The organism is Streptococcus oralis, assembly GCF_016028255.1.
Lineage (GTDB): Bacteria > Bacillota > Bacilli > Lactobacillales > Streptococcaceae > Streptococcus > Streptococcus oralis_AC.
Map to the genome: position 1 here is coordinate 1,197,217 of NZ_CP065707.1, position 25,902 is coordinate 1,223,118.

Sequence of the window (25,902 nt, forward strand, 5' to 3'; positions counted from 1 at the left end):
TGTCGTGTCTCAATCTTATATCAATGTTATCGGTGCTGGCTTGGCAGGTTCTGAAGCAGCTTACCAAATCGCAGAACGTGGTATTCCAGTTAAACTCTATGAAATGCGTGGTGTCAAGTCAACTCCTCAGCACAAAACAGACAATTTTGCTGAATTGGTTTGTTCCAATTCCTTACGTGGGGATGCTTTGACAAATGCCGTTGGACTCCTCAAGGAAGAAATGCGTCGCTTGGGTTCTGTCATATTGGAATCTGCTGAAGCTACCCGTGTTCCTGCAGGCGGAGCCCTGGCGGTGGACCGCGATGGTTTCTCTCAAATGGTGACCGAAAAAGTAGCCAATCATCCCCTGATTGAAGTGGTTCGTGATGAAATTACAGAATTGCCAACTGACGTTATTACTGTGGTCGCTACAGGTCCTTTGACTAGCGATGCCTTGGCTGAGAAGATTCATGCCCTTAATGACGGTGATGGTTTCTATTTCTACGACGCGGCGGCGCCAATTATCGATGTTAACACTATTGATATGAGTAAGGTCTATCTCAAGTCTCGTTATGATAAGGGAGAAGCAGCCTATCTCAACGCTCCCATGACCAAACAAGAATTTATGGATTTCCATGAAGCCTTGGTCAATGCGGAAGAAGCACCGCTGAATTCTTTTGAAAAAGAAAAATACTTTGAAGGATGTATGCCTATCGAAGTCATGGCCAAACGTGGTATTAAAACCATGCTTTATGGTCCGATGAAGCCAGTCGGTTTGGAGTATCCAGACGACTACACAGGACCTCGCGATGGGGAGTTCAAAACACCGTATGCTGTTGTCCAGCTTCGTCAGGATAATGCGGCTGGTAGCCTCTACAATATCGTCGGTTTCCAAACCCACCTCAAATGGGGAGAACAAAAGCGTGTCTTCCAAATGATTCCGGGTCTTGAAAATGCTGAGTTTGTTCGTTATGGTGTCATGCACCGCAATTCTTACATGGATTCACCAAATCTTCTTGAGCAAACCTATCGTTCTAAGAAACAGCCCAACCTCTTCTTTGCTGGTCAAATGACGGGTGTGGAAGGCTATGTTGAGTCAGCAGCTTCAGGCTTGGTTGCAGGTATTAACGCGGCTCGTCTTTTTAAGGGAGAAGGAGAAGCTATCTTCCCAGAGACAACAGCGATTGGAAGTCTGGCTCATTACATCGCCCATGCTGACAGCAAGCATTTCCAACCGATGAACGTCAATTTCGGGATTATCAAGGAGTTAGAAGGCGAGCGTATCCGTGATAAGAAGGCTCGTTATGAAAAAATTGCAGAGCGTGCCCTTACCGACTTAGAGGAATTTTTAACGGTCTAATTTTTTTGAAAGAATTGCTCATGATACTATAAAAATCTTAGAAATTGTGATAAAATAGGTAGGATAAAAAAAGGAGAGTAAAAATGGCTAACCCCAAGTATAAACGTATTTTAATCAAGTTATCAGGTGAAGCCCTTGCCGGTGAACGTGGCGTAGGGATTGATATCCAGACAGTTCAAAAAATCGCAAAAGAGATTCAAGAAGTTCATAGCTTAGGTATCGAAATTGCCCTTGTTATTGGTGGAGGAAATCTCTGGCGTGGAGAACCTGCAGCAGAAGCAGGAATGGACCGCGTTCAGGCAGATTACACTGGAATGCTTGGGACCGTGATGAATGCTCTTGTGATGGCAGATTCATTGCAGCAAGTTGGCGTCGATACACGTGTGCAAACGGCTATCTCTATGCAACAAGTGGCAGAACCTTACGTACGTGGACGTGCCCTTCGTCATCTAGAAAAAGGCCGCATCGTTATCTTTGGTGCTGGAATTGGTTCACCTTACTTCTCAACAGATACAACAGCAGCCCTTCGTGCAGCTGAAATCGAAGCGGATGCCATTCTTATGGCTAAAAATGGCGTAGATGGTGTTTACAATGCCGATCCTAAGAAAGACAAGACTGCCGTTAAGTTTGAAGAATTGACCCACCGTGACGTTATCAACAAAGGTCTTCGTATCATGGACTCAACAGCTTCAACCCTCTCTATGGATAACGACATTGACTTGGTTGTCTTTAACATGAACCAACCAGGCAACATCAAACGTGTCGTATTTGGTGAAAATATCGGAACAACAGTTTCAAACAATATCGAAGAAAAGGAATAAGAAAATTATGGCTAATGCAATTGTAGAAAAAGCTAAAGAGAGAATGACCCAGTCTCACCAATCACTTGCTCGTGAATTTGGTGGAATCCGTGCCGGTCGTGCCAACGCAAGCTTGCTAGACCGTATCCACGTAGAATACTATGGAGTCGAAACTCCTCTTAACCAAATCGCTTCAATTACCATTCCAGAAGCGCGTGTCTTGTTGGTAACACCATTTGACAAGTCTTCATTGAAAGACATCGAACGTGCCTTGAACGCTTCTGACCTTGGTATCACACCAGCTAATGACGGTTCTGTGATCCGCTTGGTTATCCCTGCTCTTACTGAAGAGACTCGTCGTGACCTTGCCAAAGAAGTGAAGAAGGTCGGTGAAAATGCTAAAGTGGCTATCCGCAATATCCGTCGCGATGCTATGGACGAAGCCAAGAAACAAGAAAAAGCAAAAGAAATCACTGAAGACGAATTGAAGACTCTTGAAAAAGATATTCAAAAAGTAACAGACGACGCTGTGAAACACATCGACGACATGACTGCCAATAAAGAAAAAGAAATCTTGGAAGTCTAAAAATAAACAGAAAAACTCAGTTGGCATTGCTGGCTGAGTTTTATTCGAAAGAAGGAAATATGAATACAAATCTTGCTAGTTTTATCGTTGGACTTATCATCGATGAAAATGACCGTTTTTACTTTGTGCAAAAGGATGGTCAAACTTATGCTCTTGCTAAGGAAGAAGGTCAACATTCGGTAGGTGATACGGTCAAAGGTTTTGCCTATACCGATATGAAGCAAAAACTCCGCTTGACCACTCTAGAAGTGACTGCCACTCAGGACCAATTTGGTTGGGGAACCGTAACGGAAGTTCGTAAGGACTTGGGTGTCTTTGTGGATACAGGTCTACCTGATAAGGAAATCGTTGTGTCACTCGATATCCTCCCTGAGCTCAAGGAACTCTGGCCAAAGAAAGGTGATCAACTTTACATCCGCCTTGAAGTAGATAAGAAAGACCGCATCTGGGGACTCTTGGCTTATCAAGAAGACTTTCAACGTTTGGCTTGTCCTGCCTACAACAATATGCAGAACCAAAACTGGCCAGCCATTGTATATCGTCTCAAGCTGTCAGGAACCTTTGTTTACTTGCCAGAGAATAACATGCTTGGTTTTATCCACCCAAGTGAGCGCTACGCAGAGCCACGTTTGGGACAAGTGCTAGATGCGCGTGTTATCGGTTTCCGTGAAGTGGACCGTACCTTGAACCTATCCCTCAAACCACGTTCCTTTGAAATGTTGGAAAATGATGCTCAGATGATTTTGACCTACTTGGAAAGCAATGGCGGTTTCATGACCTTAAATGATAAGTCATCTCCTGATGACATCAAGGCAACCTTTGGCATCTCAAAAGGCCAGTTCAAGAAAGCACTCGGCGGCTTGATGAAGGCTGGTAAAATCAAGCAAGACCAGTTTGGGACAGAGTTGATTTAGGCCTTATAGAAATGATAAAGAAACTTGAAGAAATGAGTTTAGAGGAACTCTGGCAACTTTTTCCTATTTTTCTAGTAGAGCACAAATCAGAGTGGGGAGACTGGTATGAATTGGAAAAAACAAATTTGAAAAAAATATTGGGTGCAAATGTTATTAAAAGAATAGAACATATCGGTAGCACTGCTATCCCTAATATTTGGGCCAAAAATATCGTTGATATTCTGCTAGAAGTAGGTAGAATAGAGGATTTAGCAAGAGTTAGGGATTTATTGGTGAAGAATGGTTGGCTAGTGATGTCGGAAAGTCCCAACAGGATTTCGCTAAATAAAGGATATACAGAGCAGGGATTTGCTGAGAAAGTTTTTCATTTACATTTGCGAATGGCGGGAGATCATGACGAGATTTATTTTAGAGATTATCTCTGCCAGCATCCAGATATTGCCCAAGCGTATCAGGAATTAAAACTAAGTTTGTGGAAAAAATTTGAACACAATCGAGACGCCTATACAGATGCAAAAACAGATTTTATAAACCACTACGTTTCAGAGGCTAAGTCCAGTAATTTTCAAGAATCAGAAAAGTGTCATCAAAAAACTCTTGATAGGAGAAAGAATTGAGAAAATCATTTTACACTTGGCTCATGACCGAGCGCAATCCTAAAAGTAATAGCCCCAAAGCCACCTTGGCAGACCTCGCTTTTGAAGAGTCAGCCTTCCCAAAACACACGGATGATTTTGATGAGGTGAGTCGCTTTTTGGAGGAGCATGCCAGCTTCTCTTTTAACCTAGGAGACTTTGACGCCATCTGGCAAGAATACTTAGAACACTAGAGACAATGAGATGAGGCTAGTATTTTATTGTTCTCTTTGCTATAATAAAAAGAAATAAACGGATTAGAGAGGTTCTTTATTTGAAGGAACATTCAATAGACATTCAACTAAGTCATCCAGATGACTTGTTCCATCTTTTTGGTTCCAATGAGCGCCATCTTCGTTTGATGGAAGAAGAACTCGATGTGGTGATTCATGCTCGTACGGAGATTGTCCAGGTTTTGGGGGAAGAGACTGCCTGTGAGGAAGCCCGTCAGGTTATCCAGGCTTTGATGGTCTTGGTAAATCGTGGAATGACCATTGGCACGCCAGATGTGGTGACTGCGATTAGTATGGTCAAAAACGATGAAATTGACAAGTTTGTCGCCCTTTACGAAGAAGAAATTATCAAAGACAATACTGGGAAACCGATTCGTGTCAAAACCTTGGGTCAAAAACTTTATGTGGACAGTGTCAAACAGCATGATGTGACCTTTGGAATCGGACCTGCAGGGACAGGGAAGACCTTTCTTGCAGTGACCCTGGCAGTAACTGCCCTTAAACGTGGGCAGGTCAAGCGGATTATCCTTACTCGTCCAGCAGTGGAAGCAGGTGAGAGTCTAGGATTTCTTCCGGGTGATCTCAAGGAGAAGGTGGATCCTTATCTTCGACCAGTTTATGATGCCTTGTACCAGATTCTCGGGAAAGACCAGACGACTCGTCTCATGGAGCGTGAAATTATCGAAATCGCGCCCCTTGCCTACATGCGTGGACGGACCTTGGATGATGCCTTTGTCATTCTTGATGAGGCGCAAAACACGACCATCATGCAGATGAAGATGTTCCTGACTCGTTTAGGATTTAATTCTAAGATGATTGTCAATGGAGATATCAGTCAGATTGACCTGCCACGAAATGTCAAGTCCGGTTTGATTGATGCCCAAGAAAAACTCAAGAACATTCACCAAATCGACTTTGTTCATTTTTCAGCCAAGGATGTGGTTCGCCATCCAGTTGTCGCTCAGATTATCCGAGCTTATGAACCAGCTCCAGTTAAGGTTGAAGAAAGTAACCAAGAAACAGAATAGCAAAAAAGCAGTTCAGATGTGAACTGCTTTTTTTAATGAGTGTCTAGCTTTAAATAAGTTCGTCGATAGACGTGTGCTCTTTATCGAGGCCTTGAGCAACTGGGAGGCTGGTCAAGTAACCTTGATAAGTGGTCACACCTTGACGCAAGCCCTCATCTTCAGCAATTGCTTGTGCGAAACCTTTGCCAGCCAGAGCTTCGATATAAGGAAGAGTGACATTGGTTAGGGCGATGGTTGAAGTACGGGCGACCGCACCAGGGATATTGGCAACGGCATAGTGGAGAACACCGTGTTTCTCATAGACAGGCTCATCGTGCGTTGTCACACGGTCAGCTGTCTCGATAACACCACCTTGGTCAACGGCAACATCAACGATGACAGAGCCTGGACGCATTTGTTTGACCATCTCATCTGTCACCAGTTTTGGTGCCTTGGCACCAGGGATGAGAACCGCTCCAATCACCACATCAGCATCTTTCACACTTGCTTCGATGTTGAATGAATTAGACATAAGAGTTTGAATTTGGTTTCCAAAGACTTCTTCTAGAACCGAGAGACGTTTAGCACTGATATCTAAAATAGTCACTTGAGCACCGAGTCCCAAGGCGATGCGGGCAGCATGTGTACCAACGACACCGCCACCGATGATGGTTACTTTTCCTTTTGGAACACCCGGTACACCACCAAGTAAGACACCAGAGCCACCAGCTTGTTTGGTAAGGAAGTGAGCACCGATTTGAACTGCCATACGACCGGCAACCTCACTCATAGGAACGAGGAGTGGTAGGTGACCTAGGGAGTCACGGACAGTCTCATAGGCAATTCCTGTTGTTTTGGCTGCTAACATGGCATCTGCTAACTCTGGAGCAGCAGCCATGTGCAAGTAGGTGAAGAGGAGCAAATCGTCGCGCAAATAAGCATATTCAGAAGCTAGTGGTTCTTTTACTTTTACGACTAACTCAGCTGCCCATGCTTCAGCAGCAGTAGCGACAATCTCAGCTCCTTGCTTTTGATAGTCTGCATCAGTAAATCCTGAACCGAGACCAGCATTTGATTCGATGAGGACGCGGTGACCACGGATAACTAAGCTATAAACACCAGCAGGTGTGAGGGCAACACGGTTTTCATTGTTCTTAATTTCTTTTGGAATTCCGATTAACATAGAGATAACCTACCTTTCAATTGACGGTATTGTTTTAGTTGTCACATTCCAGTTCATAAATCAAAAATGTGATGGTTTTATTGTATATGAAACCGCTTCAAAAATCAAGAAAAACTTGTCATCCAAATTTATTTATGCTAGACTAGTGAGAATCAAGCTCTAATGGAGGAAAAAGTATGGAATCAATATTTGTGAAATTTGCCCAGTATCCAACTATAGAAACGAAGCGTTTATTGCTCCGACCTGTAACCTTGGATGATGCAGAAGCTATGTTTGAGTATGCTTCAGACAGAGAAAATACACGCTACACTTTTCCAACAAATCAAAGCTTAGAAGAAACTAAGAACAACATTGCTCAGTTTTACTTGGCTAATCCCTTGGGACGGTGGGGAATCGAACTAAAAAGCAATGGCAAGTTTATCGGTACTATTGACTTGCACAAGATCGACACCGTCCTTAAAAAGGCAGCTATCGGTTACATTATCAACCAAAAGTATTGGAACCAAGGATTGACGACAGAAGCCAATCGTGCCGTGATTGAGCTGGCTTTTGAGAAGATTGGAATGAATAAGTTGACCGCCCTTCACGATAAGGATAATCCCGCATCTGGAAGAGTCATGGAGAAATCAGGTATGCGTTTTTCACATGAAGAACCCTATGCTAGAATGGATAATAAAGAACCAGGGAGAATTGTTACAAGAGTTCATTATGCCTTGACCAAGGAAGAGTATTTTGCCAATAAATAAGCAGTTGAAAAGAAATTTTTGACTGTTTTTTCTTTCTCTTACGAATAAGTTAAGAGAGGAGAAAAAATGGAAGTCATTATCGAGAAAATCAAAGAATATAAAATCATTGTCATCTGTGCTGGCTTGGGTTTAGCCTTAGGCGGATTTTTCCTGCTAAAGCCAACTTCACAAACACCTGTGAAAGAAACAAATTTGCAGGCTGAAGTTGCGGCCGTTTCAAAGGATTCATCGTCTGAAAAGGAAGTCAAGAAGGAAGAAAAGGAAGAGTCTCCTGAACAAGATCTAATCACAGTAGATGTCAAAGGTGCTGTCAAATCGCCAGGGATTTATGACTTGCCTCTTGGCAGTCGAGTTCACGATGCCGTTCAGAAGGCGGGTGGCTTGACAGAAGAAGCAGACAGCAAGTCGCTTAATCTAGCACAGAAAATCAGTGACGAGGCTCTTGTCTATGTTCCAACTAAGGGAGAAGAAGCAGCTAGTCAGCAGGCTGCCTCTGGAACGTCTCCTTCGACAAGTAAAGAAAAGAAGGTCAACCTCAATAAAGCCAGTCTGGAAGAACTCAAGCAGGTCAAAGGCTTGGGAGGAAAACGAGCACAGGATATTATCGACCATCGTGAGGCGAATGGCAAATTCAAGTCGGTAGATGAATTAAAGAAAGTCTCTGGCATTGGCGCTAAGACCATAGAAAAGCTAAAAGATTATGTCACAGTGGATTAAGAATTTCCCTATTCCTCTAATCTATCTGAGCTTTCTGTTGCTCTGGCTTTACTATGCCATTTTTGGAGCGTCCTATCTCGCACTGCTAGGTTTTGTTTTTTTGCTCGTCTGTCTCTTTTTTCAATTTCCTTGGAAATCTGCTGGAAAAGTTCTAGCGATTTGTGGAGTTTTTGGATTTTGGTTTCTGTTTCAAACTTGGCAACAGACACAAGCTAGTCAAAACCTAGTGGATTCTGTTGAAAAGGTGAAGATCTTGCCTGATACCATCAAAGTCAATGGAGACAGTCTGTCCTTTCGGGGCAAGGCTGACGGCCATACCTTCCAAGTTTACTATAAACTCCAGTCTGAGGAGGAGAAAGAGCAATTTCAAACCTTAACAGATCTTCATGAGATTGAACTAGAAGGGAAAGTTTCAGAGCCTGAAGGTCAGAGGAATTTTGGTGGATTTAACTACCAAGCCTACCTGAAGACTCAAGGGATTTACCAGACACTGACTATCAAGAGAATCCAGTCAGTTAAACAGATTAGCAGTTGGGATATAGGTGAAAATTTATCAAGTTTACGTCGAAAGGCTGTAGTTTGGATCAAGACGCACTTTCCAGACCCTATGCGCAACTATATGACAGGTCTTCTGTTAGGACATCTGGATACGGACTTTGAGGAGATGAATGAACTTTATTCCAGTCTAGGAATTATCCACCTCTTTGCCTTGTCGGGTATGCAGGTGGGATTCTTTATGGATGCCTTTAAGAAACTCCTCTTGCGATTGGGCTTGACTCAAGAAAAGTTGAAGTGGCTGACCTATCCCTTTTCCCTTATCTATGCAGGTCTGACAGGATTTTCAGCTTCAGTCATTCGCAGTCTCTTGCAAAAGTTACTAGCACAACATGGTATTAAGGGCTTGGATAATTTTGCCTTGACAGTCCTTGTCCTCTTTATCATCATGCCCAACTTTTTCTTGACAGCTGGAGGGGTCTTGTCCTGCGCTTATGCTTTTATCTTGACTATGACAAGCAAAGAAGGGGAGGGGCTCAAGGCTGTTGCCAGAGAAAGTTTGGTCATTTCCTTGGGAATATTGCCTATTTTGTCCTTTTATTTTGCAGAATTTCAGCCTTGGTCAATTCTTTTAACCTTTGTCTTTTCCTTTCTGTTTGATGTTGTCTTCTTGCCGCTTTTGTCCATCTTATTTATTCTGTCTTTTGTTTACCCAATCACCCAGCTTAACCTTGTCTTTGAGTGGTTGGAGGACATCATTCGCTTGGTATCGCAGCTGGCAAGCAGGCCCCTGGTCTTTGGTCAACCCAACGCATGGCTGTTGATTCTACTATTAATTTCCTTGGCAATACTGTATGATTTTAGGAAAAACATCAAAAGAGTAGCTGGAGTCAGCTTATTGATTATAGGTCTCTTTTTCCTAACCAAACATCCGCTGGAAAATGAAATCACCATGCTGGATGTCGGGCAAGGAGAAAGTATTTTCCTACGGGATGTAACTGGTAAAGCCATTCTCATAGATGTGGGAGGCAAGGCAGAGTCTGATAAGAAAATCGAAAAATGGCAAGAAAAGGCGACGACCAGCAATGCCCAGAGAACCTTGATTCCCTATCTTAAAAGTCGTGGGGTAGCCAAGATTGACCAGCTGATTTTGACCAACACAGATAAAGAACATGTTGGAGATTTGCTGGAGGTGACCAAGGCTTTCCATGTTGGGGAGATTTTAGTATCAAAAGGAATTCTGACACAGAAGGAATTTGTAGCAGAACTAGAAGCAAGCCAAACCAAGGTGCGCAGTGTGACAGCAGGGGAGAACTTGCCAATTTTTGGAAGTCAGTTAGAAGTCCTATCTCCAAGGCAGATTGGAGATGGAGATCGTGATGGTTCCCTGGTTCTTTATGGAAAACTTTTGGATAAGCACTTTCTCTTTACAGGAAACTTGAAAGAGAAGGGAGAGAAGGATATTCTAAAGCAATACCCTAACTTAGAGGTGGATGTCTTGAAAGTCGGTCAACATGGTTCTAAAACATCATCAAATCCAGCTTTTCTAGAAAAACTTAAACCAGAGATTTCTCTCATCTCAGTTGGAAAGAACAATCGTGCGAAACTCCCCCATCAGGAAACCTTGACTCGACTAGAGACCATCAAGAGTAAGATTTACCGAACTGACCAGCAAGGAGCTATTCGCTTTAAAGGATGGAATAGTTGGCGAATTGAAACGGTTCGATAAAATAGACAAACTTTTCGAAAAATTGACTTTTTATCTTGACAAGGGATAGAAAACTTGGTATCATATAAAAGTTGAGAAAAGCAGAAGTGAGAGCTTCTCGCCTTGTGACATCAAGTTGCCTGGCCCTACGGATGAAAAGTTTCTAAGAAACGCTATCATAACGTGCGGGCTTGTATTATTACGAGTCCGCTCTTGTTTTTCTCTAATAATAAAAAAGAGGTGAAAACCATAGCAAAGCAAGACTTATTCATCAATGATGAAATTCGTGTACGTGAAGTTCGCTTGATCGGTCTTGAGGGAGAGCAGCTAGGCATCAAGCCACTCAGCGAAGCGCAAGCATTGGCTGATAGTGCAAATGTTGACTTAGTATTGATTCAACCCCAAGCAAAACCGCCTGTTGCTAAAATTATGGACTACGGTAAGTTCAAATTTGAGTATCAGAAAAAGCAAAAAGAACAACGTAAAAAACAAAGTGTTGTTACTGTGAAAGAGGTTCGTCTGAGTCCAACTATTGACAAGGGTGACTTTGACACAAAACTTCGCAATGCACGTAAATTCCTTGAAAAAGGGAACAAAGTTAAGGTATCTATCCGCTTTAAGGGTCGTATGATTACCCATAAAGAGATTGGTGCAAAAGTTTTAGCCGAGTTTGCTGAAGCAACACAAGATATTGCGATCATCGAACAACGAGCTAAGATGGATGGACGCCAAATGTTCATGCAGTTGGCGCCAGCAACTGACAAAAAATAATTGTCAGAAAGTTAAATAAAGGAGAAAAAATCATGCCAAAACAAAAAACACACCGCGCATCAGCTAAACGTTTCAAACGTACAGGTTCTGGTGGACTTAAACGTTTCCGTGCTTACACTTCTCACCGTTTCCACGGAAAAACTAAGAAACAACGTCGTCATCTTCGTAAAGCATCTATGGTGCATTCAGGAGATTTCAAACGTATCAAAGCAATGCTTACTCGCTTGAAATAATAGCCTAACAGTAAGTAAACAATTCTAGGAAATATTTGGAGGAAATAAAACATGGCACGTGTTAAAGGTGGCGTTGTATCACGCAAACGTCGTAAACGTATTCTTAAATTAGCAAAAGGTTACTATGGAGCTAAACACATCTTGTTCCGTACTGCAAAAGAACAAGTAATGAACTCTTACTACTATGCATACCGTGACCGTCGTCAGAAAAAACGTGACTTCCGTAAATTGTGGATCACTCGTATCAATGCGGCAGCTCGTTTGAACGGACTTTCATACTCACAATTGATGCATGGTTTGAAATTGGCTGAAATCGAAGTTAACCGTAAAATGCTTGCTGACTTGGCTGTTAACGATGCAGCAGCTTTCACAGCTCTTGCAGATGCAGCTAAAGCAAAGCTTGGTAAATAATTACTTTTAAGACTGGAACAGGATTGTCCCAGTCTTTTTAGAAATAAAGGAGAAAGCTATGGCTTCAAAAATGCTACACACTTGCTTGCGAGTAGAAAACCTTGAAAAATCAATCGCATTTTATCAAGATGCTTTTGGTTTTAAAGAATTACGTCGCAAGGATTTTCCAGATTATACCTTCACCATTGTCTATCTAGGACTTGAGGGTGATGACTACGAGTTGGAATTGACCTATAACTATGACCACGGTCCTTATGTGGTAGGTGATGGCTTTGCCCATATCGCCCTCAGTACACCTGATCTTGAAGCTCTTCATCAAGAACATAGTGCTAAAGGCTATGAGGTTACAGAGCCAAAAGGCCTACCAGGAACCCCACCAAACTATTACTTTGTCAAGGATCCTGATGGCTACAAGGTCGAAGTGATTCGCGAAAAATAATCCAGTAAGGTCAAGTAGAATGTTCGTTTTCTACTTGACTTTTTTACTTTGAAAGAGTATACTAATATAAATTTAACCTTTAAGGGGAGTCCAGAGAGACTCACAAGGTGTCAGATAAAAGGGATAGGGGGTTCTCTGTGAGGACTTTTTAAGTGTGCGCATGAGTTCTAGCCTAACCCAACTGAGGCCTTGCATTAGCAAGGTCTTTTCTTTATCTGATCCCCTTAAATTTAAGGAGGAAAAGTCATGAATCCCACATGTAAGAAGCGTTTGGGTGCCATTCGTTTGGAAACCATGAAGGTGGTCGCACAAGAGGAAATCGCGCCAGCAATCTTTGAATTAGTCCTAGAAGGAGAAATGGTTAAAGCCATGCGAGCAGGCCAATTTCTTCACTTGCGTGTGCCTGATGATGCCCATCTCTTGCGTCGCCCTATTTCAATTTCGTCTATTGACAAGGCAAACAAGCAGTGTCATCTCATTTATCGGGTTGAGGGGGCTGGGACAGCTATTTTCTCAACCTTAAGGCAGGGAGATACTCTTGATGTGATGGGGCCTCAGGGGAATGGTTTTGACTTGTCTGATTTAGACAATCAGAGTCAAGTCCTCCTCGTTGGTGGTGGGATTGGTGTTCCACCCTTGCTAGAAGTAGCCAAGGAATTGCATGCGCGTGGGGTGACAGTAGTGACAGTCCTCGGTTTTGCGACTAAGGATGCTGTTATTCTCGAAAAGGAATTGGCCCAATATGGGCAGGTTTTTGTAACGACAGATGATGGTTCTTATGGCATCAAGGGAAATGTGTCAGTCGTCATCAATGATTTAGACAGTCAATTTGATGCTGTATACTCATGTGGTGCTCCTGGGATGATGAAGTACATCAATCAAACCTTTTATGATCATCCAAGAGCCTATCTATCTCTGGAATCTCGTATGGCTTGTGGAATGGGGGCTTGCTATGCCTGCGTTCTAAAAGTGCCAGATAGTGAGACGGTCAGTCAACGCGTCTGTGAAGATGGCCCTGTTTTCCGCACAGGAACAGTTGTATTATAAGGAGAAAGTCATGACTAACAAACGTTTACAAGTTTCTCTACCGGGGTTAGATTTGAAAAATCCTATTATCCCCGCATCAGGCTGTTTTGGTTTTGGTCAAGAGTATGCCAAGTACTATGATTTAGACCTTTTGGGCTCTATTATGATCAAGGCGACGACACTTGAACCCCGTTTTGGGAATCCAACTCCCAGGGTTGCAGAGACACCTGCTGGTATGCTCAATGCAATCGGCCTGCAAAATCCAGGTTTGAAGGCTGTTTTGGCTGAAAAACTGCCTTGGCTGGAAAGAGAGTATCCTACGCTTCCTATCATCGCAAATGTTGCAGGCTTTTCAAAACAAGAGTACGCTGCTGTTTCTCGAGGAATTTCCAAGGCAGCCAATGTAAAAGCTATTGAGCTCAATATCTCTTGTCCGAATGTGGATCACGGCAATCATGGACTTTTGATTGGGCAAGATCCTGACTTGGCTTATGAAGTGGTAAAGGCAGCTGTGGAAGCCTCTGATGTGCCAGTTTATGTTAAATTAACCCCTAGTGTAACGGATGTTGTTACCATCGCCAAAGCCGCAGAAGATGCAGGGGCAAGTGGCTTAACCATGATCAATACCCTTGTCGGTATGCGCTTTGACCTCAAAACTCGCAAACCAATTCTAGCCAATGGAACGGGTGGGATGTCTGGTCCTGCAGTTTTTCCAGTCGCCCTCAAACTCATCCGACAAGTAGCTCAAACAACAGACCTGCCCATTATTGGAATGGGAGGAGTAGATTCAGCTGAAGCAGCCCTAGAAATGTATCTGGCTGGTGCCTCTGCCATCGGAGTTGGAACAGCCAACTTTACCAATCCTTACGCTTGTCCTGATATCATCGAAAATCTACCAAAAGTCATGGACAAATATGGCATTAGCAGTTTAGAAAATCTTCGCAAGGAAGTCAAAGTCAGTCTAAGATAAGCTAGTCTTTCCTTATCGTCAACAAGAAATAGAATCTTCATCAATTTGTAATATTTCCGTTAGTCAACTATGTTACAATAGGTTTTATAAAATAGTAATAGTGTAGATAGTTTTCTACTGAGGAGAATAAAATGAAGAAGATACTACTTGCAAGTACTGTCGTTCTTTCTATGGCAGGATTTGCAAAGACATCTGTATATGCTGAAGAATCTCAGGTTACGAAAAAAACTCAGACTACAGATGTAGTCGAGAAAAAAGAGGAAGCTACTCCCAAGAAAGAAGTTCCTAAAGTCGAGGCGAAGAAAGAGCCAGCTGTAAAAGAGGAAAATTCTTCTAAAGATGACTCATCCAAAAAGAAAAAAAATGAGGACGTTATCAAGGAAGGTTGGAGAAAAGAGCAAGGAAACTGGCGTTTTTATGAAAATAACCAGCCCGTCGTAAACTGGAAAAAAATTAGTGGCACTTGGCATTACTTTGACAAAAACGGTATTATGCTCAGTAATACTATAATTGATGGTTACCTTATCCAAGGTAATGGCGCAATGGTAGAAAATGCTTGGGTAAAAATATCTGACAAGTGGTACTATGCCACAGCTTCAGGCAAGATTTCTCGCGACAAATGGGAAAAGATTGAAGGTGTCTGGTATTACTTTGATCAAGATGGTGTTATGCTTAGCCGTACTGTCTACAATGACTACCTCTTTCAAGGCAGTGGTGCCATGGCAGAAAATGATTGGGTGAAAATATCTGACAAGTGGTACTATGCAACAGCTTCAGGCAAGATTTCTCGCAACAAATGGGAAAAGATTGAAGGCAGCTGGTATTACTTTGATCAAGATGGTGTCATGCTTAGCCGTACCATCTATAATGACTATCTTTTCCAAGGTAGTGGTGCCATGGCAGAAAATGATTGGGTGAAAATATCTGACAAGTGGTACTATGCCACAACTTCAGGCAAGATTTCTCGCAACAAATGGGAAAAAATCAAAGGAACATGGTACTATTTTAATAGCGATGGTGTGATGGCAAGTAGCCAGTGGAAAAGTGACTACTATCTGAAAGATAGTGGCGCAATGGCGGAAAAAGAGTGGATTTTTGATAAATCCTACAATAGCTGGTTCTACTTGAAGTCAGGTGGTGCCTACGCTTCCCGCGAATGGGTTGGTTCATACTACCTTAAATCTGGTGGCTATATGGCCAAAAATGAATGGATTTTTGACAAAGATTACGATGCTTGGTACTATCTAAAAGATGATGGTCGATATGTAACAGGTACTTTTACGATCAAAGGTAAAGAGTATTCCTTCCAGAATAATGGGAAGTGGATCTCAGAGGCAAAATATTACAAAGTAAAACCGATTACTGCTTATGTTTATAGCGCTTCTGGTGAAAGATTGAGTTATGTATCACAGGGAACCATAGTCTCGCTTGGAGATGCACAATCTAAAAAAGATAGTCAAATACCAGTCAATATTTCTGGTTTATCCGGCTTCATGAATAAAAGTGATTTAGTAGCTATTGATAAAGATAGTGAATTTGTCCCTCATTATACAAGTGATGGCAAGTATTTTTACCATGAGTTATCACCTTATGTGAGTCTCCGTGTTGCGCCACATAGCTCAGCTATGACTATTGGTAAGAAATATTATTCAACTGATGGAATTCATTTTGATGGCTTTACCATTGAAAATCCCTTCCTCTTTAGAAATTTGACTAAGCCAAGTAATTACAGCGCAGCTGAATTGGATAAAATTTATTCTTTGATGAATATTCGGGATAGTCGCCTCGCTGGTAAGGGAGCTGTTTTTAAGGAAGCTGAGAAACGCTATGGTGTGAATGCTCTTTACTTAATGGCTCATAGTGCACTTGAGAGTGCTTGGGGACGGAGCCAGATTGCCAAGGATAAGAATAACTTCTTTGGAATTGCAGCTTATGATTCGAGCCCATATACCTCGGCCAAAAAATTTGATGATGTGGATAAGGGGATCCTCGGCGCGGCTAAGTGGATTCGTGAGAACTACATTGACTATGGACGAGACCATCTTGGAAACAAGGCTTCTGGTATGAATGTACGCTATGCTTCTGACCCATACTGGGGAGAGAAAATTGCCAGTATCATGATGACTATCAATAGCAAACTTGGTGGGAAAGACTAGGGAAGAACAAAATCGGGAACCATGATAGATTGGTTGTCGATTTTTTGTTATAATAAAAAAAGTAGACAACAAAGGAGACACTCATGACATTTGAAGAAATCCTGCCTGGATTAAAGGCTAAGAAAAAATATGTACGAACTGGTTGGGGAGGGGCTGAAAACTATGTCCAACTTTTTGACACCATCGAACAAAACGGAGTTGCACTTGAAGTGACGCCCTATTTTCTAATCAACGTGTCCGGAGAAGGGGAAGGTTTTTCCATGTGGAGTCCGACACCTTGTGATGTTTTGGCGACAGATTGGGTAGAAGTGCATGACTAAACGTGTATTGATCACGGGAGTGAGTTTAGGGATCGGTCTGGCTCAAGCTCGACTCTTTTTAGAGAATGGCTATCAAGTTTACGGTGTGGATCAAGTCGAAAAGCCAATCTTAGACGGTGATTTCCACTTTTTACAGAGAGATTTAACTCTTGATTTAGAGCCTGTTTTTGACTGGTGCCCTCAGGTGGATGTCTTGTGTAATACTGCAGGAGTTTTGGATGCTTATAAGCCCCTATTGGAACAATCAGCGCGGGAAATTCAAGAGATTTTTGAAATCAACTACATAACTCCTGTTGAGCTAACTCGACATTATTTGACAAAAATGCTAGAAAATAAAAAAGGAATTATTATCAATATGTGTTCGATTGCCTCAAGCCTAGCTGGCGGAGGTGGTCATGCCTATACCTCGTCTAAGCACGCCTTGGCTGGCTTTACCAAGCAGTTGGCTCTAGACTATGCAGAGGCAGGTATTCAGGTCTTTGGTATCGCTCCAGGAGCTGTTAAGACAGCTATGACCGCCGCGGATTTTGAGCCAGGTGGGTTGGCAGACTGGGTGGCTAGTGAAACGCCCATCAAGCGCTGGATTGATCCAGAGGAAGTAGCAGAGCTTAGCTTTTTCTTAGCAAGTGGAAAAGCAAGCGCCATGCAAGGACAAATCATTACGATTGATGGTGGTTGGTCTTTGAAGTAGGAGAAGTTGGATGGAAATCAAAAATCACTTTGGAGTCTATGGCATTTGCTTTGAAAATGAGAAGCTTCTCTGCATTGAAAAAACGAGAGGCCCTTATCAACATCGTTATGATCTACCGGGTGGTAGTCAGCAACTTGGTGAAGGACTGACGAAAACTCTGATTAGAGAAGTTTTGGAAGAGACAGGATATAAGCTTAAGGGTTACGCTAATCCTAGGATTTATGATGTGCTGGTTCAAGAAGATGGGCAAGACTTTGCAGTACATCATATCATGGCCTTTTATGATATAGTACTCGATTTTGAACACTCTCAAAATTCAATTCCTCAGGAGGTTCTTGATGGAAGTAATGATTCAGCAAATGTACTTTGGTTGAATTTGGAAGAACTTACTACAGAAAATGCATCGCCATTAGTTTTGAAGGTTAAGTCTGAATTACTAGGATTTCCAGAATTAGATATGACAAGCTATAGAAATTGGAAGGTGAGAGATGAAAAATTATTTAATGAATGAAAGTATATTTCAGTATCCTGAATCATTTAAAAAAATGGTAGAACTCAATTTAGTTGATTTTGATATTTGGTATTTTTTAGATTCAGAATGGGCGCTATCTCTGTACAAGGGGTTGCAGGAAAGGTATCCAACAAGAAAGTTGATTCCATTCGCTAAAAGAGGAGATTGTGATGATACTGCTTGTTTTGAAATAGGAAAGAGCAATAGGGTTCAACTCATTCATGACTTTGCTGCAGAAGGCTGGGAGCAACGGGAAGAGTTTAATGACTTTTGGGAATGGGGAGAATATGCAGTCAACTGCATGATAGAATATAATAAAGATGATGGGATAGAGTAAAGGCTTATTGTAAGTATTAAAAGGAGTAGATACATGAATGTTAAAGAACTAATCGAAGAGGTTGAAAACGATGCTGAGTTAGTATCGTATTTAAACCTGGTCCCCAAAAAGAATAAAAAAACTCAGATGGATGCTATGCATGTTCTCAATCGCTTAAGTTATATCTTGTATCTGTCCGATAATACTGCTTTAGCTCAGTCAATGATTGATAAAATGGTTCAAGTTAACTTTGACGGTGATTATCGCTATTGGGAACCTGTGCAAAATTCTGCTTTACTGGCTATTCTGATAGATGAAGAAAAATATCTAACACAAGTAAGAGATAGGATTCTCTATGCATTAAATTATAGTGATGAAGTGAGTGTATTTGGGAAAAGAAAGGTACACAAACGTTTTTTGACAGGTTTTAGATTAAACTCTCTTCAAACAGAGTTAGAGAAAGCCAAGGATGAAGTTTCGCAAATGAATAAAAGAATGGGAATCTTATTTCATTTATTGTATTTAAAAACTTTTTCCAATGAATTGGAAATCGATCGGGATTTAGTTAATAATGAGATTCAAAGCATGATTTTAATTCTTCGTGACTATATTTTAATAAATGGATTTAAGCAACTCTATCCCTTTAAATAAAAAAGTAAATGAAAAGGAGTACCCATGACACCTCAAGAAATGTGGAAAGCATACAAGCAAATCAACCCCTCTATCGGCGATGAGATAGATGCCTGGGCTTTTGGAGTGGAAGCCGATCTCTTGGCAGATTTGGTTTTAAAAGGCGAAAAGACAGCAACCGCCTCAGCCTACGATCTCTACGCATTAGAAGGCGAATCTCTACCGCAAGAAGGGACATTTGACGTCATTTTAGATAGTCAAAATCAGGCTGTCTGCATTGTCGAAATTACAAAGGTTTCCGTTCAGCCCTTTCATCAAGTTTCTGCTGACCATGCCTTTAAGGAAGGGGAAGGTGACAAATCCCTAGCCTATTGGCGTCAGGTTCATGAGGACTGTTTCGCTGACTGGCTGAGAGAGGCAGGACTAACTTTTACGCCTGACAGCAAGGTCGTTTTGGAAGAGTTTCGCAAGGTCTACCCTCTGTAGACAGATAGAAGGAAGAAAGTTTTGGAAATCGCCGCCCAATCCTTTTTTCTTAAGCAAAACATGATATAATAAGTTTGTTTGAAGAAGAGCAACAGCTCTTAAACTTAGAATAGGAGAAAACTATGCAAGCAGTTGAACATTTTATTACGCAATTTGTTCCTGAACACTATGATTTATTTTTAGACTTGAGTCGTGAGACCAAGACGTTTTCTGGGAAGGTGACCATTACTGGTCAAGCACAGGGTGACCGTATTTCCCTTCACCAAAAAGACTTGGAAATCGCTTCTGTAGAAGTTGCGGGTCAAGCTCGTCCGTTTACAGTTGACCATGACAATGAAGCCCTTCATATCGAATTGGCTGAGGCTGGTCAAGTTGAATTGATTATTGTTTTTTCAGGAAAAATTACAGACAACATGACAGGGATTTACCCTTCTTACTACACAGTTGATGGAGTGAAGAAGGAAGTCTTGTCTACTCAGTTCGAGAGCCATTTTGCGCGTGAAGCCTTCCCATGTGTGGACGAGCCTGAAGCCAAAGCAACTTTTGATCTTTCTCTACGTTTTGACCAAGCAGAAGGTGAATTGGCCTTGTCAAACATGCCAGAAATTGATGTTGAAAACCGTAAGGAAACGGGTATCTGGAAGTTTGAGACAACACCTCGCATGTCTTCTTACTTGTTAGCCTTTGGTGCTGGTGATTTACAGGGGGTAACAGCTAAAACTAAAAACGGTACCCTCGTAGGTGTCTACTCAACCAAAGCCCACCCACTATCTAACCTTGATTTCTCACTAGACATCGCCGTTCGCTCAATCGAGTTTTACGAAGATTACTACGGAGTTAAGTATCCAATTCCTCAATCTCTCCATATTGCCCTTCCTGATTTCTCAGCAGGTGCTATGGAAAACTGGGGTCTTGTCACTTACCGTGAAGTTTACTTGGTTGTGGATGAGAACTCAACCTTTGCTAGCCGCCAACAAGTTGCCCTTGTTATCGCTCACGAACTTGCCCATCAATGGTTTGGAAACCTTGTGACTATGAAATGGTGGGATGACCTTTGGCTCAATGAAAGCTTCGCTAACATGATGGAATACGTCTGTGTCGATGCCATCGAGCCAACTTGGAATATCTTTGAAGACTTCCAAACAGGTGGTGTGCCGGGAGCACTTAAACGTGATGCGACTGATGGCGTTCAGTCTGTCCACGTCGAAGTTAAACACCCAGATGAAATCAATACGCTCTTTGACGGAGCTATCGTCTATGCCAAAGGAAGTCGCCTCATGCACATGCTTCGTCGTTGGCTCGGCGATGCTGATTTTGCTAAAGGTTTGCATGCCTACTTTGAAAAACACCAATATGGAAATACCATTGGTCGTGACCTATGGAATGCCCTTGGACAAGCGTCTGGTCGTGATGTGGCAGCCTTCATGGATTCTTGGTTGGAGCAACCTGGTTATCCAGTTCTTACTGTTAAAGTTGAGAATGATGTCTTGAAGATTTCGCAAAAACAATTCTTTATCGGTGAGCACGAAGACAAGAATCGTCTCTGGGTTGTGCCACTCAACAGCAACTGGAAAGGATTACCAGATACACTCGAAACTGAAAGTATTGAAATTCCTGGCTATGCAGCTCTTCTTGCTGAAAATGAAGGAGCTCTTCGTCTCAACACTGAAAATACTGCCCACTACATTACCGACTATCAAGGAGACTTGTTAGAAGCTGTTCTTGCTGAGCTAGAGACACTTGATAATACAAGCAAACTGCAAATCGTGCAAGAACGTCGTTTGCTTGCTGAGGCAGGTCACATTTCTTATGCTGACTTGCTACCTGTGCTTGATAAACTTGCTAAGGAAGAGTCTTACCTTGTGGTTTCAGCTGTTTCTCAAGTGATTTCTGCCCTTGAGCGCTTTATTGATGAAGGAACAGAAACTGAGAAATCCTTTAACCGTCTCGTTGCTAAATTGGCTCGTCATAACTATGACCGTCTTGGTTTTGAAGCTAAAGATGGTGAATCAGATGAAGATGAATTGGTTCGTCAGTTGACCATTTCCATGATGATTCGCTCCAATGATGCAGAAGCTAGTCAAGTCGCTAGCCAAATCTTTGCGACTCACAAGGAAAATCTTGCAGGACTTCCAGCAGCAATTCGCGCTCAAGTTCTCATCAATGAAATGAAACACCATGAGACCAAGGATTTGGTGGCAACTTATCTGGACCTCTACACTCATGCGACGGATGCAGTCTTCAAACGTCAGTTGGCAGGGGCTCTTGCCTATAGTAAAGATACGGATAATATCCAAACCTTGATTAGTTCATGGAAAGATAAATTTGTGGTGAAACCACAAGACCTTTCTTCATGGTATCTCCAATTCCTAGGACACCAAGCTACCCAAGAAACTGTTTGGGTTTGGGCGCGTGAAAACTGGGACTGGATTAAGGCAGCCCTTGGTGGTGATATGAGCTTTGATAGCTTTGTCATCTTCCCATCGCATATCTTTAAAACAGATCAACGCTTGGCAGAGTACAAGGAATTCTTTGAACCACAACTCTCTGACCTTGCTCTTAGCCGTAATATCAAGATGGGAATCAAGGATATTGCAGCGCGTGTTGACTTGATTAAGCGTGAGAAAGCGGCAGTAGAAGCTGTTGTAGCCCAATATGCTAAAGCTTAATTCGTTCGAAATGTAAATAAAAACTCAACTTTCTATCTGAAAACAAGAGAGAGTTGAGTTTTTTTTAAGGCAATTTTGGTATAATAATCATAACAAGGAGGAGTTTCTGATGATAAAAATCTTATTAGTAGAAGATGACCTAGGTCTGTCAAACTCAGTATTTGACTTTTTAGATGATTTTGCTGATGTCATGCAGGTCTTTGATGGTGAAGAAGGACTTTACGAAGCTGAGAGTGGCGTTTATGACTTGATTCTGCTTGACCTCATGTTGCCTGAAAAAAATGGCTTCCAAGTTTTGAAAGAATTGCGTGAAAAAGGAATTACAACCCCTGTCCTTATCATGACTGCTAAGGAAAGTTTGGATGACAAGGGACATGGTTTTGAGTTGGGAGCAGATGATTATCTGACCAAGCCTTTCTACCTTGAAGAACTCAAAATGCGGATCCAAGCCCTTCTCAAACGTTCAGGTAAGTTTAACGAAAATACCTTGACCTATGGGGATATTGTCGTCAACCTTTCAACGAATGAAGTAAAAGTGGAAGATACTCCTGTGGAACTGCTTGGAAAAGAGTTTGAGTTATTGGTTTACTTCCTTCAAAATCAAAATGTCATTCTTCCCAAGACACAAATTTTTGACCGTCTATGGGGATTTGATAGCGATACGACTATTTCCGTTGTAGAAGTCTATGTCTCAAAAGTTCGTAAGAAATTGAAGGGGACAGCCTTTGCTGAGAATCTTCAAACCTTGCGTAGTGTCGGGTATATTTTAAAAGATGTTCAATAAACTAAAAAAAACATGGTATGCGGATGATTTCAGTTATTTCATTCGAAACTTTGGAGTGTTCACCCTGATCTTCTCTGCTATGACCTTGATTATCCTTCAGGTCATGCACTCGAGTCTCTACACTTCTGTAGATGAAAAACTACAAGCCCTTAGCACTAGCCCTCAAGCTGTCATCCAATTAGCCCTTAATCGGGCAACTGAAGAAGTCAAAGATATTCAACCAGCAACAGCGGATGCCAGCAAGGCTGAAATCAAGCCCAATGTCAGCTCCAATACGGAAGTCTTGCTCTTTGACAAGGATTTTAACCAACTCTTACTGGGTAACCGCTTTTTAGGCTTGGACAAGATCAAACTGGACAAGAAAGAGTTGAATCATATTCGGCAAATCCAAGTTGTCAATAGCTACGGTCAGGAAGAAACCTACCGAATGATCTTGATGGAAACAAATTCGTCCACTGTTTCAAGCAATGTTAAATATGCGGCGGTTCTAATCAATACCAGCCAGCTTGAGCAAATCAGCCAAAATCACGAGCATTTAATTGTTGTAGTCATGGCTAGTTTCTGGCTCCTGTCTTTAATTGCCAGTGTTTACTTGGCACGTGTCAGTGTCAAACCCTTGCTGGAAAGTATGCAAAAGCAGAAGTCCTTTGTTGAAAATGCAAGCCACGAACTGAGAACACCTTTGGCTGTTTTACAAAATCGTTTAGAGACTCTCTTTCGAAAACCAGAAGCGACGATCATGGAATCCAGCGAAAGTATTGCTTCTAGCCTCGAAGAAGTTCGGAATATGCGTTTCCTTACAACCAACCTTCTCAATTTAGCACGTCGAGATGATGGACTTAAGCCAGAAATAGCAGAAGTTTCTCCACAATTCTTTAAAACCACCTTTACCAACTATGAGTTAATTGCTTCTGAAAATGATCGAGTTTTTGACTATGAAAATCGGATTTATCGTCCCTTCATGACCGATCAGTTGCTCTTAAAACAACTCATGACCATCTTGTTTGATAATGCCATCAAGTATACCGAAGAAGATGGAAAAATTGAGTTTGTGGTTTATGCTACAGATCGCCACCTCTATCTAACAGTAGCGGATAATGGGATTGGAATCTCAGCTGCTGACAAGAAGAAAATCTTTGACCGTTTTTACCGTGTAGACAAGGCGAGAACCCGTCAGAAAGGTGGCTTTGGCCTTGGATTATCTTTGGCCAAGCAGATTGTTGATGCCTTACGAGGAACGATTAGCGTAAAAGATAACAAACCTAGAGGAACGATTTTTGAAGTTAAAGTCGCTATCCAATCTCCTCCAAAACGAAAGAATAAATAAAAAAGACAGTTTTATAACTGTCTTTTCAGATAACTAGAAAATAGGTTGGTAGTAGTACCAACCTTTATTTTAGAATCTTTTGTTTAATAATCTTTCGTTGAAGTTGTAAAAGTGCGAAGCTTGTTCCCATAGCAACAATAAATGATAAAGCTGTATTTAGTTTTAAGGCCAAAAAGATAAAACTAAAAAGTGCCATAAAAATACAAAAACAAGCAATATTTACAAAAAATAAAATCTCTTTTAAGCCAGGGCCGACTGGGGCTTCCGGTGTATAATCTTGATAAAGCGGAGTTTGTTTTGATTCGGGAATTTGTTCAAACTCATAAGCTTCTAATTTTCTTGCGGGCATGATTCTCTCCTTAACAGTACCTAACTATTTTATCATTTTTTATGCAGAGAATTGTTACAGAATGGTTACAAAACTACTAAAGTCTCTTATCATCTTCTAAGTCACTCTTCTTGACACCCACTAGAGAAAGTGATAACATGGATGCTACACTTAAAACAGATGACCTGACTTTCTCTATTATAAATATACTGAGAAAGGAAAGGATAACTTATATAAATTGATAGCAAGCTGAGGCTTTTTCCTAAGATGATTTGTTAAGTTGCTACCTGGATACTTTTGAAGAGTATTGGTAGGAGTTGTTTTGAATGGATGGAAGGACAGAGATTCTGTCTATTGGACTGGGTGGCCTTCTTGCTACCTCTCGGGAAAGTAAAAGGAGATAAGCATGTATCTTGCTATCAAAGAGATATTACGAAACAAACTTCGATATAGTTTGATTCTAACGACCATTTTTCTTATCGCTTTTATGGTCTTTTTTATGACCAGTCTAGCTCTTGGTCTTGTGCGAAACAACCGAGCAGCTATTGATAATTGGCAAGCAACAGGTGTCGTTTTATCCGACTACGCAAATGATAATTTGACGGCATCCTTTATTCCTGAAAAGGACTACAAGGATAAGAATTCTGAAGAGGCTGCTCCATTGGGCTATATGTTCGCTGTAACCAATCTAGTCGATGGTAGTGAAAAGATCAACGTTTCCATCTTTGCTCAAAACTGGGATTCTTTTATCTCTCCTAGTTTGACGGAGGGTCGTTATCCTGAAGGAGATGATGAGGTTGTCGTGGATCAGTCTTTTGAGAACTATGGGATGAAGCTAGGTGATGCCATTCAGCTCAATGGAAGCGAGGCAAGTTACAAGATTGTAGGCCTGACTCAAGGAAATAAATTTTTCACTGAGCCTGTTGTCTTTACGAGTCTGACAACTTATTGGACCTTACAAGGAACCTTGAAAGCCAATCGTTCCATCTCTGCCTTGGTATTGAAAAATGACATAGAAGTGGTCGGCGATGGACTGAAACAGATTTCCATCCCAAAAATGATATCAAAAATTCCTGGTTACACCCCTCAGGTTAATGTATTTTCAGGGATGATTCTCGCTATGATTGTCATCTCAGGCTTGATTGTAGGTATTTTTGTTTATATCATTACCATCCAAAAACTAGGACTATATGGAATAATGCGGGCTCAGGGTATACAGATCAAAACCATTGTTTGGTCTCTTTTCTGTCAAATCTTCCTCTTAGCTGGTATGGGGATTGCTTTAGCCTTGCTTTCTATTGGTGGAGTGATTTTAGTTTTACCAGCTACCTTCTTTTTCTACCCAAGTTGGATAGCCTACTCTGTCCTAAGCTTGGTGATTTGCTTGATGGCCCTTCTAGGTGGTGTCATTTCACTTCCACGCTTGCTAAAGGTGGACCCGATTACTGCGATTGCAGAATGATAAGGAGAA

Annotated in this window: 29 protein-coding genes and 1 other annotated feature; of the genes, 27 read left to right on the forward strand and 2 right to left on the reverse strand. The window is 41.7% G+C overall.

Features of this window, described 5'->3' with window-relative positions; genetic code table 11:
• The first annotated feature begins 4 nt into the window (after positions 1–4).
• The 7 genes from trmFO to I6G42_RS05865 all read left to right on the forward strand — a co-directional run bounded on the left by trmFO (position 5) and on the right by I6G42_RS05865 (position 5,535).
• Entirely contained in the window at positions 5–1,339 is a 1,335-nt protein-coding gene (gene trmFO / locus I6G42_RS05835; protein WP_038805071.1) for a methylenetetrahydrofolate--tRNA-(uracil(54)-C(5))-methyltransferase (FADH(2)-oxidizing) TrmFO, read from the forward strand.
• Positions 1,340–1,422: 83 nt separating this feature from the next.
• The gene (gene pyrH, locus I6G42_RS05840; protein ID WP_000002990.1) at positions 1,423–2,160 is read left to right on the forward strand and encodes a UMP kinase; all 738 of its coding nucleotides are present in this window, start codon (positions 1,423–1,425) and stop codon (positions 2,158–2,160) included.
• Between the two features lie 7 nt (positions 2,161–2,167).
• A complete protein-coding gene (frr, locus tag I6G42_RS05845) occupies positions 2,168–2,725 on the forward strand; it encodes a ribosome recycling factor (protein ID WP_001262233.1) in 558 nt (185 codons plus the stop codon).
• 59 nt (positions 2,726–2,784) lie between these two features.
• Entirely contained in the window at positions 2,785–3,639 is an 855-nt protein-coding gene (gene cvfB / locus I6G42_RS05850) for an RNA-binding virulence regulatory protein CvfB (protein ID WP_038805072.1), read from the forward strand.
• Between the two features lie 11 nt (positions 3,640–3,650).
• The gene (locus I6G42_RS05855; RefSeq protein WP_038805073.1) at positions 3,651–4,256 is read left to right on the forward strand and encodes a GrpB family protein; all 606 of its coding nucleotides are present in this window, start codon (positions 3,651–3,653) and stop codon (positions 4,254–4,256) included.
• The gene (locus I6G42_RS05860) at positions 4,253–4,468 is read left to right on the forward strand and encodes a YozE family protein (protein ID WP_038805074.1); all 216 of its coding nucleotides are present in this window, start codon (positions 4,253–4,255) and stop codon (positions 4,466–4,468) included. Before I6G42_RS05855 ends, I6G42_RS05860 begins: the two co-directional genes overlap by 4 nt.
• Positions 4,469–4,548: 80 nt before the next feature.
• On the forward strand, positions 4,549–5,535 hold the full coding sequence (locus I6G42_RS05865; RefSeq protein ID WP_038805075.1) for a PhoH family protein: 987 nt from the start codon (positions 4,549–4,551) through the stop codon (positions 5,533–5,535).
• Between the two features lie 49 nt (positions 5,536–5,584).
• Here I6G42_RS05865 and ald read toward each other — a convergent pair whose 3' ends face one another.
• Positions 5,585–6,697: an alanine dehydrogenase gene (gene ald, locus I6G42_RS05870; protein ID WP_038805076.1), complete on the reverse strand. Its 1,113-nt coding sequence runs from the start codon at positions 6,695–6,697 to the stop codon at positions 5,585–5,587.
• A gap of 176 nt (positions 6,698–6,873) precedes the next feature.
• Here ald and I6G42_RS05875 point away from each other — a divergent pair, with 176 nt between their 5' ends.
• The 19 genes from I6G42_RS05875 (at position 6,874) to I6G42_RS05965 (ending at position 24,103) form a co-directional block, all read left to right on the forward strand.
• Complete coding sequence (locus I6G42_RS05875; RefSeq protein WP_038805078.1) at positions 6,874–7,443, forward strand: GNAT family N-acetyltransferase; 570 nt, start codon at positions 6,874–6,876, stop codon at positions 7,441–7,443.
• 66 nt (positions 7,444–7,509) lie between these two features.
• Positions 7,510–8,160: a helix-hairpin-helix domain-containing protein gene (locus I6G42_RS05880; protein WP_038805079.1), complete on the forward strand. Its 651-nt coding sequence runs from the start codon at positions 7,510–7,512 to the stop codon at positions 8,158–8,160.
• The gene (locus I6G42_RS05885) at positions 8,144–10,384 is read left to right on the forward strand and encodes a DNA internalization-related competence protein ComEC/Rec2 (RefSeq protein ID WP_038805080.1); all 2,241 of its coding nucleotides are present in this window, start codon (positions 8,144–8,146) and stop codon (positions 10,382–10,384) included. The genes I6G42_RS05880 and I6G42_RS05885 overlap by 17 nt, the downstream gene beginning before the upstream one ends.
• A gap of 72 nt (positions 10,385–10,456) precedes the next feature.
• Positions 10,457–10,588: a sequence feature (ribosomal protein L20 leader region), on the forward strand.
• A 15-nt stretch (positions 10,589–10,603) separates the two neighbouring features.
• Positions 10,604–11,134, forward strand: a complete 531-nt coding sequence (gene infC, locus I6G42_RS05890) for a translation initiation factor IF-3 (protein WP_000848184.1) — start codon at positions 10,604–10,606, stop codon at positions 11,132–11,134.
• 32 nt (positions 11,135–11,166) lie between these two features.
• Entirely contained in the window at positions 11,167–11,367 is a 201-nt protein-coding gene (rpmI, locus tag I6G42_RS05895; protein ID WP_001125942.1) for a 50S ribosomal protein L35, read from the forward strand.
• A gap of 51 nt (positions 11,368–11,418) precedes the next feature.
• Entirely contained in the window at positions 11,419–11,778 is a 360-nt protein-coding gene (rplT, locus tag I6G42_RS05900) for a 50S ribosomal protein L20 (RefSeq protein WP_000124830.1), read from the forward strand.
• 58 nt (positions 11,779–11,836) lie between these two features.
• Positions 11,837–12,217 carry a VOC family protein gene (locus I6G42_RS05905; RefSeq protein WP_038805081.1) on the forward strand — a complete coding sequence of 127 codons (381 nt, stop codon included), beginning with the start codon at positions 11,837–11,839 and terminating at the stop codon, positions 12,215–12,217.
• 246 nt (positions 12,218–12,463) lie between these two features.
• Positions 12,464–13,264, forward strand: coding sequence for a dihydroorotate dehydrogenase electron transfer subunit (locus tag I6G42_RS05910; protein ID WP_038805082.1), 801 nt, complete (start codon positions 12,464–12,466; stop codon positions 13,262–13,264).
• Entirely contained in the window at positions 13,227–14,213 is a 987-nt protein-coding gene (locus I6G42_RS05915) for a dihydroorotate dehydrogenase (protein WP_080641291.1), read from the forward strand. The genes I6G42_RS05910 and I6G42_RS05915 overlap by 38 nt, the downstream gene beginning before the upstream one ends.
• A gap of 131 nt (positions 14,214–14,344) precedes the next feature.
• Entirely contained in the window at positions 14,345–16,369 is a 2,025-nt protein-coding gene (locus tag I6G42_RS05920) for a glucosaminidase domain-containing protein (protein WP_038805084.1), read from the forward strand.
• Positions 16,370–16,452: 83 nt separating this feature from the next.
• Complete coding sequence (locus I6G42_RS05925; RefSeq protein WP_000141913.1) at positions 16,453–16,689, forward strand: DUF2829 domain-containing protein; 237 nt, start codon at positions 16,453–16,455, stop codon at positions 16,687–16,689.
• On the forward strand, positions 16,682–17,380 hold the full coding sequence (locus I6G42_RS05930) for a 3-oxoacyl-ACP reductase (RefSeq protein WP_000167098.1): 699 nt from the start codon (positions 16,682–16,684) through the stop codon (positions 17,378–17,380). The genes I6G42_RS05925 and I6G42_RS05930 overlap by 8 nt, the downstream gene beginning before the upstream one ends.
• Before the next feature lie 10 nt (positions 17,381–17,390).
• Positions 17,391–17,891, forward strand: a complete 501-nt coding sequence (locus tag I6G42_RS05935) for an NUDIX hydrolase (protein WP_000403619.1) — start codon at positions 17,391–17,393, stop codon at positions 17,889–17,891.
• On the forward strand, positions 17,869–18,228 hold the full coding sequence (locus tag I6G42_RS05940) for a hypothetical protein (protein WP_000800853.1): 360 nt from the start codon (positions 17,869–17,871) through the stop codon (positions 18,226–18,228). Before I6G42_RS05935 ends, I6G42_RS05940 begins: the two co-directional genes overlap by 23 nt.
• Positions 18,229–18,261: 33 nt before the next feature.
• A complete protein-coding gene (locus I6G42_RS05945) occupies positions 18,262–18,858 on the forward strand; it encodes a DUF6707 family protein (RefSeq protein ID WP_001101063.1) in 597 nt (198 codons plus the stop codon).
• A 24-nt stretch (positions 18,859–18,882) separates the two neighbouring features.
• On the forward strand, positions 18,883–19,323 hold the full coding sequence (locus tag I6G42_RS05950; RefSeq protein ID WP_000188803.1) for an ASCH domain-containing protein: 441 nt from the start codon (positions 18,883–18,885) through the stop codon (positions 19,321–19,323).
• Positions 19,324–19,445: 122 nt separating this feature from the next.
• The gene (locus I6G42_RS05955) at positions 19,446–21,992 is read left to right on the forward strand and encodes a M1 family metallopeptidase (RefSeq protein ID WP_001149137.1); all 2,547 of its coding nucleotides are present in this window, start codon (positions 19,446–19,448) and stop codon (positions 21,990–21,992) included.
• A 109-nt stretch (positions 21,993–22,101) separates the two neighbouring features.
• Positions 22,102–22,776 (forward strand): two-component system response regulator CiaR, encoded by a 675-nt coding sequence (gene ciaR, locus I6G42_RS05960; RefSeq protein WP_000590630.1) that lies wholly within the window; start codon positions 22,102–22,104, stop codon positions 22,774–22,776.
• Positions 22,766–24,103: a sensor histidine kinase gene (locus I6G42_RS05965; protein WP_000482352.1), complete on the forward strand. Its 1,338-nt coding sequence runs from the start codon at positions 22,766–22,768 to the stop codon at positions 24,101–24,103. The genes ciaR and I6G42_RS05965 overlap by 11 nt, the downstream gene beginning before the upstream one ends.
• A 64-nt stretch (positions 24,104–24,167) precedes the next feature.
• Here I6G42_RS05965 and I6G42_RS05970 read toward each other — a convergent pair whose 3' ends face one another.
• The gene (locus I6G42_RS05970) at positions 24,168–24,452 is read right to left on the reverse strand and encodes a DUF3270 domain-containing protein (protein ID WP_001111509.1); all 285 of its coding nucleotides are present in this window, start codon (positions 24,450–24,452) and stop codon (positions 24,168–24,170) included.
• A gap of 385 nt (positions 24,453–24,837) precedes the next feature.
• On the opposite strand from I6G42_RS05970, the gene I6G42_RS05975 reads away from it, so the two are divergent.
• Positions 24,838–25,893, forward strand: a complete 1,056-nt coding sequence (locus I6G42_RS05975; RefSeq protein WP_000280274.1) for an ABC transporter permease — start codon at positions 24,838–24,840, stop codon at positions 25,891–25,893.
• Positions 25,894–25,902 lie beyond the last annotated feature (9 nt).

Excerpts from the sequence above, each read along its gene's own strand:
- pyrH (WP_000002990.1), top strand. The coding sequence starts at position 1,423 with ATGGCTAACCCCAAGTATAAACGTATTTTAATCAAGTTATCAGGTGAA.
- frr (WP_001262233.1), top strand. The coding sequence starts at position 2,168 with ATGGCTAATGCAATTGTAGAAAAAGCTAAAGAGAGAATGACCCAGTCT.
- cvfB (WP_038805072.1), top strand. The coding sequence starts at position 2,785 with ATGAATACAAATCTTGCTAGTTTTATCGTTGGACTTATCATCGATGAA.
- I6G42_RS05855 (WP_038805073.1), top strand. The coding sequence starts at position 3,651 with ATGATAAAGAAACTTGAAGAAATGAGTTTAGAGGAACTCTGGCAACTT.
- ald (WP_038805076.1), bottom strand. The coding sequence starts at position 6,697 with ATGTTAATCGGAATTCCAAAAGAAATTAAGAACAATGAAAACCGTGTT.
- I6G42_RS05875 (WP_038805078.1), top strand. The coding sequence starts at position 6,874 with ATGGAATCAATATTTGTGAAATTTGCCCAGTATCCAACTATAGAAACG.
- I6G42_RS05880 (WP_038805079.1), top strand. The coding sequence starts at position 7,510 with ATGGAAGTCATTATCGAGAAAATCAAAGAATATAAAATCATTGTCATC.
- I6G42_RS05885 (WP_038805080.1), top strand. The coding sequence starts at position 8,144 with ATGTCACAGTGGATTAAGAATTTCCCTATTCCTCTAATCTATCTGAGC.
- rpmI (WP_001125942.1), top strand. The coding sequence starts at position 11,167 with ATGCCAAAACAAAAAACACACCGCGCATCAGCTAAACGTTTCAAACGT.
- rplT (WP_000124830.1), top strand. The coding sequence starts at position 11,419 with ATGGCACGTGTTAAAGGTGGCGTTGTATCACGCAAACGTCGTAAACGT.
- I6G42_RS05905 (WP_038805081.1), top strand. The coding sequence starts at position 11,837 with ATGGCTTCAAAAATGCTACACACTTGCTTGCGAGTAGAAAACCTTGAA.
- I6G42_RS05910 (WP_038805082.1), top strand. The coding sequence starts at position 12,464 with ATGAATCCCACATGTAAGAAGCGTTTGGGTGCCATTCGTTTGGAAACC.
- I6G42_RS05915 (WP_080641291.1), top strand. The coding sequence starts at position 13,227 with ATGGCCCTGTTTTCCGCACAGGAACAGTTGTATTATAAGGAGAAAGTC.
- I6G42_RS05920 (WP_038805084.1), top strand. The coding sequence starts at position 14,345 with ATGAAGAAGATACTACTTGCAAGTACTGTCGTTCTTTCTATGGCAGGA.
- I6G42_RS05925 (WP_000141913.1), top strand. The coding sequence starts at position 16,453 with ATGACATTTGAAGAAATCCTGCCTGGATTAAAGGCTAAGAAAAAATAT.
- I6G42_RS05930 (WP_000167098.1), top strand. The coding sequence starts at position 16,682 with ATGACTAAACGTGTATTGATCACGGGAGTGAGTTTAGGGATCGGTCTG.
- I6G42_RS05935 (WP_000403619.1), top strand. The coding sequence starts at position 17,391 with ATGGAAATCAAAAATCACTTTGGAGTCTATGGCATTTGCTTTGAAAAT.
- I6G42_RS05940 (WP_000800853.1), top strand. The coding sequence starts at position 17,869 with ATGAAAAATTATTTAATGAATGAAAGTATATTTCAGTATCCTGAATCA.
- I6G42_RS05945 (WP_001101063.1), top strand. The coding sequence starts at position 18,262 with ATGAATGTTAAAGAACTAATCGAAGAGGTTGAAAACGATGCTGAGTTA.
- I6G42_RS05950 (WP_000188803.1), top strand. The coding sequence starts at position 18,883 with ATGACACCTCAAGAAATGTGGAAAGCATACAAGCAAATCAACCCCTCT.
- I6G42_RS05955 (WP_001149137.1), top strand. The coding sequence starts at position 19,446 with ATGCAAGCAGTTGAACATTTTATTACGCAATTTGTTCCTGAACACTAT.
- ciaR (WP_000590630.1), top strand. The coding sequence starts at position 22,102 with ATGATAAAAATCTTATTAGTAGAAGATGACCTAGGTCTGTCAAACTCA.
- I6G42_RS05965 (WP_000482352.1), top strand. The coding sequence starts at position 22,766 with ATGTTCAATAAACTAAAAAAAACATGGTATGCGGATGATTTCAGTTAT.
- I6G42_RS05970 (WP_001111509.1), bottom strand. The coding sequence starts at position 24,452 with ATGCCCGCAAGAAAATTAGAAGCTTATGAGTTTGAACAAATTCCCGAA.
- I6G42_RS05975 (WP_000280274.1), top strand. The coding sequence starts at position 24,838 with ATGTATCTTGCTATCAAAGAGATATTACGAAACAAACTTCGATATAGT.